Raw genomic sequence first — 7302 nt, 5'->3', positions numbered from 1 at the left:
CGGGCCAGTGCGCCGACCAGGAACCCCCCAGTCGGCCGGTGCGGCGTCCACCTCGGTGGCGAACCCCGCCAACGCGCGCACGGCCCGCGCCTGGCGCGCCGGGTCCTCGAGCACGGCGCCAAGATCCAGCAGGAACACCACCGCCTGCGAATGCCCCGACGGCGAGGCATCGTCACCCGTCAACGGTGGGCTGAGCGGCAGCCCGCCACCCGCTTGCGGCGGGCGCTCGTGCAGCCGCCCCGACTCGTCGAGGTAATCGCGCTCGATCGTCGCGGCGAGCCGCTGGGTGCGCAACAGCCAACGGATATCGTGGCTCGATCCGTACAGCGCCAACATCAGGCGGCCGGCAGCTGCGTGATCGGAAAGAAATGCCTCGCCGGAGACCTCGCCTTCGTAGACCTGCCGGTACAGGCGCTGCTCATCGGCATCCCAGAGCCGTGACCAGATCCAGTCACCCACCGCCTGCGCCCGCTCGTGCCAGTCGCCCCGGTCGAGTGGCTGGGCGGCCGCCAGCAGGCCCAGTCCGGTCAACGCGTTGAACTCGGCGACCTGCTTGCGATCGCGCTGAGGCAGGCCACGCGCCTGGCGCGCCTCGAGCAGGGCGGCGTAATCGGGCTCGAAGCCGGCGATCGACTCGGCCAGCTCGCCCCGCTCGAAGGCATCCAGGGCCCGGCCCACGGCCAGGTTCACCGCCCCGCCATCGGGCAGTTCGTGATCGATCCGGCTTTCCGGCAGGCCGGCCAGCTGGTGCCAGTCGAGGAAGGCCTCGGCATCCTCGCCCAACACCGCGCGGATCTCCTCGGCGGTAAAGACGTAGCTCTTGCCCTCGATGCCGTCGAGCTCGGCGTTCTCGGCGGTGAAATAGCCACCCCCGTCCGCCCAGAGCCTGCGCTCGAGATACCCGACGCTGCGCGCGGCGACGTCACCGAACCAGTCCTCGTCGAGCCGCTGCCCGGCCCGCGCGTAGTGACCGATCAGCTGGGCGTTGTCGACCAGCATCTTCTCGAAGTGCGGGATCGCCCACTCGGGGTCGACCGTGTAGCGATGAAACCCGCCACCGACGTGATCGAACAGCGCACCGATGCTCATCGCCGCCAGGGTCTGGCGCAGCATCGGTTCCGCCCGCGCGGCCTGCTCGTCGTCATCGAGCGCCGAGAGCAGCAGCGCCAGCCTGGGCGACTGCGGAAAGCGGCTCGACTGCCCCGGCGGGGCGAAGCCACCCACCAGCGGGTCGAACTGTCCCTCCAGCAACTCGATGGCCCGCGCCTGCCAGTCGGCCGGATCGATGCGCTCGGGCGCGAGACTGGCATCCGCGCCTTGCCTGAGCGCCTCGGCCGTTGCCTCGGCCCGCTCGAGCAGCGGTTCGCGATTCGACTGCCACTGATCGGAGAGACGCTCGAGGAGCTGCGGGAAGCTCTCGCGGCCGGGCAGCGGCTCGGGCGGGAAATAGCTGCCGGCGAAGAAGGGCTCGAGGTCCGGGGTGAGAAAGACGTTGTTGGGCCAGCCGCCGCCCTCGCCCAGCGCGCGCGTGGCGGCCATCAACACCCGATCGAGGTCGGGGCGCTGCTCGCGGTCGATCTTGATGTTGACGAACCCCTCGTTCATCGCCGCGGCGATCTCGGGGTCCTCGTAGAGCTCGCGCTTGGCGACGTGGCACCAGTAGCAGGTGGAATAGCCCACCGAGACGAAGATCGGCTTGTCCTGCTCGCGGGCCAAGGCCAGGGCCTGTTCTCCCCAGGGATACCAGTCGACCGGATTGTCGGCATGATCGCGCAGGTAATCCGAGGCAGTGGCGGCGAGACGATTTTCGGCCACGGCCGGGCCACCGGCCATGGCCAGCAGCACCAGCGGCCACAGCCACGCTTGCAATCGAGTCATCCCGTCACCCCATCGTTCGAGTCCAGTCACGAGAATGGCACAGCCCGACGCGCAATGCGGCAACACACGCCGGCGGTGCTAGGCTTGCAGTTTTCCCCGTTTATGCAGGAATCCCGATGTTCGAAGCCGCCGAACTGGGCCGTCGCCTCGCCAAGTCCGATTTCAAGGACGCCGTGCCGGCGTTGCGACTGCAGCTGCTCGATGCCCAGCGCCGGGCGCGGGCGGCCAACCTGCCGGTACTGCTGCTGATCAACGGCGTGGCGGGCGCCGGCAAGGGCGAACTGGTCAACCACCTGCTCGAGTGGCTGGATTCGCGCGGCGTGCAGACGCACGTCTTCTGGGACGAGACCGACGAGGAAAAGCAGCGCCCGCGCTGGTGGCGCTACTGGCGGTCGATGCCCGGCGGCGGCGAGATCGCCGTGCTGTTCGGCGGCTGGTACCAGCACCTGATCGAGGACGCCCAGCACGGCCAGCTGACCGAGGACGATGTCAGCCGCGAGCTCGAGCGCATCCGCGAGACCGAGCACATGTTGATCAACGGCGGCGCGCTGCTGGTGAAGTTCTGGTTCCACCTACCGGCCAACGAACAGGCCCGTCGGGTGAAGGAACGCCGCCGCGACCCCAAGAGCCACTGGCACATGGCCCCGGAAACGGCCAAGGCGGCCAACCACTACGACGAGTTCATCGGCATCGCCACCCGCGTGGTGCGGGAAACCGATACCGGCGAGGCGCCCTGGTTCCTGATCGAGGCGACCGATCCGCACTTTCGTGACCTGACCGCCGGCAAGACCCTGCTGCGCGCCATCGACACGCGCCTGTCCAACGGCGCGAGCCCGAGTCCCATCAAGGTCTCGCATGCCCCGGCCCTGCCGAACGCCGACAGCGCGCGGCGCACCATCGTCGACCACGTCCCCGGCGACCTCGTGCTGGACAAGCCCGACTACAAGAAACGCAAGCGCGACCTCGACGCCCGGCTCAACCGGCTCGGCTGGGAAGGCTTCGAGGCACGCCGCCCAGTGGTCGCCCTGTTCGAGGGCTGGGATGCCGCCGGCAAGGGCGGGGCCATCCGCCGCCTGACCGAGGCGCTCGACGCGCGGCTCTACCGCGTCATCCCGATCGCCGCGCCCACCGACGAGGAGGCCGATCACCACTACCTGTGGCGCTTCTGGCGACAGATCCCGCGCGACGGCTACTGGGCCATCTTCGACCGTTCCTGGTACGGCCGCGTGCTGGTCGAACGCGTCGAGGGCCTGGCCCCCCAGCCCGACTGGGCGCGCGCCTACCACGAGATCAACACCTTCGAGGAGCAGCTCGCCGAGCATGGCGTGACCCTGCTCAAGTTCTGGCTCAACATCACGCCCGAGGAGCAGCTAAAGCGCTTCGAGGCCCGCCAGCAGACGCCCTACAAGAAGCACAAGATCACGCCCGAGGACTGGCGCAATCGCGAGAAGTGGGACGACTACAAGGCGGCGGTCAACGAGATGGTGATCCGCACCTCGACCGAGTACGCGCCGTGGCACATCATCCCGGCCAACGACAAGCGCTACGCGCGCATCGAGGTGATGAAGATCGCCGCCGAGGCGGTGAAAAAGACGCTCAAGCGCAACCCGACGGACTGAGCCAATCCCGGCAACAAGGACGATCCGACCATGAAGTTCACCCACCACCTGCGCGAGACCCACGGCCGCCAGATCGGCCTGATCACGTTCGCCTTCGGCATCCTGCTCGCCGGCATGATCCTGGTGGTCGCCAACGGCCTGTGGCAGAACCACCGCCTGCAGGTCGAGCTGAAAAGCGTCACCCAGGACCACGGACAACGCCTGCAACTGGCCAGCGATCTGCAGGGAAGGTCTGCGCAAATCCGATGCCACTCTGGCCATGCGAGTCGTTCGTGATCACGGCGCGTCGTCGCCGGCGTGCCGGCGGCCACGTCAAGACGACGCAACACCGAGCACGGGCGACTCGCTTGGCCCCGCAGGGCGTGCCTTGAGCCGGACAGCTGCTGCGTTACCGTTCTTGAAAAGGGAATAACCCTTTCGCGGCGAACGGATGCCTTGCATCTGCCCGGCTCAAGGCACGCAGAGCGGTATCGGATTTGCGCAGGCCTTCCCGGGGCGGCCTACAACCGCCACCAGACCATGATCAACCAGCTGCTCACCCACGACCCGTTCGAGCGCGACGCGCTGATGATGGACTACCACAAGTGGGGCAACCGGGTCGGCGAGGCGCGCAACGCCCTGCGCGCCCGGCTCGACGACGAGCGCAGCCTCGCGCTGATGGAACGCCAGGACGAACTGATCCCGCGCACCGTCGAACTGCAGGACCGCGTGGTGGATCTGGCCGCCCGCGACGCGATCGAGCCGGCCATGCGCATCGTGCGCAACGAGCTGTTCGATCTCGACCGCCAGTTCGACGGCGTCATCCAGGAACTGCGTCGCCACGAGCAGGCGATCATGCAGGCGGCCATCGATCGCGCCCGCGACACCGCCGAGACCGCGCGCCGGTTCATGCTCTGGTTCGGCATCGGCGGCATCCTGTTCGCCGCCATCCTGATGCTCACCACCCGACGCACCTTCCGGCGCCTGCAGCACGAGCTGCACGAGCAGGCCGAGCAACTCGACCAGGCCAGCGAGCGCCTGCACTACGAATCCCGGCACGACGCCCTCACCGGCCTGCTCAACCGGCGCGCGTTCTACGAGCAGGCCGCTCACTGCCAACGCGACGGCGGCTCGTTCGCCCTGGCCTACATCGACCTCGACTGCTTCAAGCCGGTCAACGACGAACACGGCCACGCCATCGGCGACGACGTCCTCACCCGCGTGGGCGAACGGCTGCAGGCCGCCGCCGGGGAGAGCGGAATCGTCGCCCGGCTCGGCGGCGACGAGTTCTGCCTGCTGGTACCCGACGACGAGGGACTGGCCGAGCACGAGGCCGCGCTGCGTGCCGAACTCGAACGCCCGCTGACCATCGACGGCCGACAGATCGACCCGCGCCTGAGCATCGGCTGGGCCCGCTGCCCGGCCGACGGCACCGACCTGGACGAGCTGATCACCCGCGCCGACGGGCGGATGTACGCGCAGAAGGGGGAGCGCCGGCGTGGGCCGGCGGAGCGGCGGGGGGCGGATCGGGGGTGAGGTGAGTCACCCTCGGGGCAAACGGTCGTCGGTCGCGGGGCGCGCACCGTCGCGCGTTGACCGGGGGCTGTCGCGCCGATTTTCCTGAACGCGCCACGCCCTTGCCGCCGAGCGCCCTCCGCCCGACCGGGCCGACACGGCCCTACGGATCACGTGCCGTCACTCCATCGCCTCACGGATCTTGCGCTCCATTTCCAGGGTTATCTCGGTGGAACGAGGCGGAAGGGCGGCATCGCCCCGCTCGCCGTTTTCCTCGATATCGTCCAGGAGCCGCTTCATCAACTCGATCTCGCGGACCTGTGCGGCGATGATCTCGTCGGCCAGTTCACGGACGCGCGGATCGCTGATATCGGCCTTGCGCGCGTTGTTTATCGCGATCGAGTGGTGGGGAATCATCGACTTCATGAAATCGTCATCGTCGATCAGCACCTGCCACCGGTTCACGGCCAGCAACAAGGCGCCCACCAGGGCCGCCACGACCACGACCGCCACCTTGGTCTTCCGCCCCCGGTACATCGGCCACATGAAACCGAGCATCACCACGGCCATGACGCACCCCATTAGCAGCGAGGCGATCAGTCAATTCATGCTGAACGTGGCGTGATCCAGCGAGAAGACCAGCTGGTACATCAAGAAGAACATGATGACGGTCGACGTCGCGATCATCGCCGCAAAGCGCCCCCAGCTCATGCCGGACATTGGCGATTTCTGACTCATGACGGGTTCTCCCTCGTATCGTCACATGGCCTGGTTCTAGACAGAGACAAGCGCCCGAAGTGCCGAAAACCACACCGAGACGGCGCCCGCCTCGCACAATCACCGAGAGCGTAGACCGCGCCTTTCGCATCGACCGGGAGGGGTGGGGGTTTGGGTGTCCTGGATTCGGGGATCTTGTCGGGCCACGTGGGCGGGGACACGCGGCTTTGGCGGACACGTATTCATGTCGATGGAGGATATGTCGCGTGCCAATTGCGCGAGTAGGCATGGAGTCGGCGCCGTGCCACTCCACACACTTGGCGTGCGAAACTATCCCCTGCGGCTAGAGGCAGGAAGAGCTAAACGCGCCGCAAGTACGCCGTCACCTCATCCCGATCGTGATACAGCTGCCGAATAGCCAACTCGAACGGCACCTCGGCCTCGATCAACCGATCCTCGATCAACTCCCGGCACGCCGTTACCGCCTGCTGGCGCTTCTTCATCGGCAGCTTGAGGTTGAAGATGGCCCGGCGGCAATCTCCGCGCGCCATCCAGTCGGCCATCAGCGCCGCCACGCGGATCGGTTTCTCCACCATGTCGCAGACCAGCCACTCCACCGGCCGCTCGGGGCGGAAGGTGAAACCGTCCTCGCGGCGATGCTCGACCTGGTGGGAGGCCGCCAGCTCCTCCGCCATCGGACCGTTGTCGACGGCCGTGACCATCAGCCCGTCGCGCACGAGCTGCCAGGTCCAGCCGCCAGGCGCGGCACCGAGATCCACGGCCTCCAATCCGGCGCGCAGCAGTTCCTGGCGCTCGTCGGGCGAGAGGAAGGTGATCAGCGCCTCCTCGAGCTTGAGGGCCGAACGGCTGGGCGCGTGCTTGGAAAGCTTCAAGCGCGGGATGCCCATCGGTCGTGGCGCCGCCTGCCCCGGGTGCGACCAGCCGGGGATCACGGTGGTGGAATCGGTGAACGTCAGGTGAAGTCTTGGCCGCTCCCGGTTGCCCGATTCGAGCAGCCCGCGCTTGCGCATCGACTGCTCCAGCGGCTTGGTGAACTGGCGGGCCAGTCGCATCAGCGGCCGGGTCGCATCCGCATCCGGTGTCTCCACAAAAACGCCGCCGAACGCCTGCCCATCGAGCGCGGCGAGGATCGGCCCCAGCCGGTTGTCGGGCGGCAGGTCGGCCAGCGGCTCGCCAGCGAGACACAGCTGCCGGGCGAAGATCAGGTCATCGAGGTCGAGCGTCTCGAACCACTCGGACAATGCCTGCGCGTCGTGGGCGATGAAGGTGAGATAGCCGGTATCGGCCTTGGCCTTGCAGAAGCCGTGCACGCCGGCCTCGGCGGCGACGGCCTGCACCTGGGCGGCGCAGTCGCCTTCGTAGCCGGCGCGGGTGAGAAGCAGCAGTTGTCGGTTGGTATCCATCATCGCGAGAGGATGCCTCAGCGCGCGCGGAGATGCCATGACGCATCTATGGCCTGCTCCCCGATCGCAAGCCCCCGGTGGGGTGGTGGATAATCAGGTTGCGTCAATCTATTCGGCCTCCTCGTGGAGCGGTTCAGTGCTCCGGGCCTCGATGGAGAAATCCGCGCCTG

Annotated in this window: 7 protein-coding genes; 3 read left to right on the top strand and 4 right to left on the bottom strand. The window is 67.8% G+C overall.

What is annotated here, in order from left to right; translation table 11 throughout:
- Positions 1-1878: thioredoxin domain-containing protein (locus FAZ79_RS10865; RefSeq protein ID WP_136867987.1), on the bottom strand; the 1878-nt coding region annotated here is incomplete at its 3' end.
- 116 nt (positions 1879-1994) lie between these two features.
- Here FAZ79_RS10865 and pap point away from each other — a divergent pair.
- The 3 genes from pap (at position 1995) to FAZ79_RS10850 (ending at position 5012) form a co-directional block, all read left to right on the top strand.
- The gene (gene pap / locus FAZ79_RS10860) at positions 1995-3497 is read left to right on the top strand and encodes a polyphosphate:AMP phosphotransferase (protein ID WP_136867986.1); all 1503 of its coding nucleotides are present in this window, start codon (positions 1995-1997) and stop codon (positions 3495-3497) included.
- Between the two features lie 30 nt (positions 3498-3527).
- On the top strand, positions 3528-3773 hold the full coding sequence (locus FAZ79_RS10855; RefSeq protein ID WP_136867985.1) for a hypothetical protein: 246 nt from the start codon (positions 3528-3530) through the stop codon (positions 3771-3773).
- A 243-nt stretch (positions 3774-4016) separates the two neighbouring features.
- Positions 4017-5012, top strand: a complete 996-nt coding sequence (locus FAZ79_RS10850) for a diguanylate cyclase (RefSeq protein WP_136867984.1) — start codon at positions 4017-4019, stop codon at positions 5010-5012.
- A gap of 159 nt (positions 5013-5171) precedes the next feature.
- Here the strand turns inward: FAZ79_RS10850 and FAZ79_RS10845 are convergent, their stop codons facing one another.
- The 3 genes from FAZ79_RS10845 to rlmM form a co-directional block, all read right to left on the bottom strand.
- Entirely contained in the window at positions 5172-5561 is a 390-nt protein-coding gene (locus FAZ79_RS10845; protein ID WP_211238845.1) for a DUF305 domain-containing protein, read from the bottom strand.
- A gap of 30 nt (positions 5562-5591) precedes the next feature.
- A complete protein-coding gene (locus tag FAZ79_RS11580; RefSeq protein ID WP_211238844.1) occupies positions 5592-5729 on the bottom strand; it encodes a hypothetical protein in 138 nt (45 codons plus the stop codon).
- 338 nt (positions 5730-6067) lie between these two features.
- The gene (rlmM, locus tag FAZ79_RS10840) at positions 6068-7135 is read right to left on the bottom strand and encodes a 23S rRNA (cytidine(2498)-2'-O)-methyltransferase RlmM (RefSeq protein ID WP_136867983.1); all 1068 of its coding nucleotides are present in this window, start codon (positions 7133-7135) and stop codon (positions 6068-6070) included.
- Positions 7136-7302 lie beyond the last annotated feature (167 nt).

The sequence above is a fragment of the Guyparkeria sp. SB14A genome, from assembly GCF_005096345.1.
Lineage (GTDB): Bacteria > Pseudomonadota > Gammaproteobacteria > Halothiobacillales > Halothiobacillaceae > Guyparkeria > Guyparkeria hydrothermalis.
Note: the sequence above shows the minus strand (reverse complement) of the source record. Positions and strands in the feature narration are given on the sequence as shown.